The sequence below is a fragment of the Herbivorax alkaliphila genome, assembly GCF_030848475.1.
In the GTDB taxonomy this organism is placed as follows: domain Bacteria; phylum Bacillota; class Clostridia; order Acetivibrionales; family Acetivibrionaceae; genus Herbivorax.
This window is the reverse complement of sequence record NZ_JAVDDS010000123.1, coordinates 1-1722: the sequence shown is the minus strand read 5'-3', so window position 1 is coordinate 1722 and position 1722 is coordinate 1. Positions and strand designations below refer to the sequence as shown.

Below are 1722 nucleotides of genomic sequence, written 5' to 3'. Positions count from 1 at the left end.
TATAACAACAGTTATTCGAAAAAGCTCATTTATAAAAAACCGTTTTTTTCACAAATAGTGTGGTTAGTTTTAAATTTTATAGATTAGAAACGTCCTTTATGCTCTAATGAGTTAAAAAGTTCTGGATATGAATAACTTCTATTGATGCGTAAATGTAGATTTGTGTTGGAATGCGGATTGTTATCTTCAATATGTGTATATTTGGAGGTGTCGCCATGGGATTAGAGTATGCTCACAAAGGATATGAATATCAGGATTTATTATGTGCATTATTTATTACTGAACAATTACTAACTAGTGATAATGCTACATTTAAAGTTGATAAAAAAGAAAGTAAAAATGATAAATTTGATGATATTACCATCATTTCTTCTAATGGAATACTAAAAAGACAAATAAAATATAGTGAAGATAAAATATTGCAAAAAGCAGACTTATCATCTGCTAGTTATGATCTTGCACTAGATATACTATTTAAATCATGGCAGGAAACTATTAGTGCAGGGACTATTGATTTAAGAATATGCTTGGCATGGGAGTATATTGAGGGAAACGGAGAATTAGATTTTCTTAAAGAAGTTAATTGTTACAATTTATATAATGATGAAAATGTTAAATTTTTAAAGATAGATATTGACAGCATATGGGAAAACGGTCGGTTGCCAAAATCATCATGGAGGAGACTTAGAAGTCAAGCCCAAAATATTAATAGAGAAGATTTCGGTGCATTTTTAAATGACCTTATTATAGAGATAAACTTACCAAAATCAAGCAACAACATAGCGAATCCTGCAGCATTAGAGAGTTTAGTAATTTCTAAACTAAAAAAACTTGGGGTTGGAAAATATCCAAATCATTCAAAATCAGTAGAAGATGTATTATTAAACTTAACCCATATCGTTAAGAGTTCAAGAGCAAGGGGTGAAGAACTAAGTTTTACCACAATATTGTATAGACTGGGCTTGAAGAATGATTTTGGAAACATACAACAGGATTTTGTTATTGATAAAGATTTAAATGTAATTAATGAGTTCAGATATCAGCATTTTTATGATTTTATTTTTACTAATCAGAAGACAGTATTAATTGGACAACCTGGTTCAGGTAAGTCTTGGTTCTTACAAAATTTTATAGAGTATCTTAAAAATCATAGTGTAAAGATAGTCCAGCACTATTGCTATACGGGAATAGATGATTTGTATGAAAAAGAGCGGATTACAATAAATGTATTTCTAGCAAATTTAATAAATGATATTATTATTGTTTATCCCAATCTAGCAGAGTGTAAAAGCACAAAATATGGTGTAGATTTAGATGAACTGCAAACCCTTATAAACAATATAAAAGAAGAAATAGTATTTATCATAGATGGATTGGATCATATTGGGAGAATATACAATTTCCATAAATCAATAATAAAAGAAGTTGATACTGAAATTATTAAAGTGCTGTCAAAATTAAAGTTCCCTGAAAATATTAGAGTAGTTTTAGCATCTCAACCGATAGCGGAAGTAATTCAATTAACTGATGATAGCTATGAGGTGTTTAATGTACTGCCGTGGGATATTAATGATACTGAGAAATTATTAACAAATAATGGCTTTGGAGATATTAACTTAGATAGGAATGTAAAACTGTCAAATCTTCTAATGAAAAAGAGTAATGGAAATCCATTATATCTTACTTATCTTATTAACGAATTAAAAGGATATAGTCCCACTG

The 1722-nt window shown here is 29.0% G+C and carries 1 protein-coding gene; it reads left to right on the top strand.

Annotated features, from left to right (window positions below; genetic code table 11):
* Positions 1–215: 215 nt before the first annotated feature.
* On the top strand, positions 216–1722 hold a 1507-nt coding region (locus RBH29_RS17575; protein WP_306698312.1), incomplete at its 3' end, for an NACHT domain-containing protein.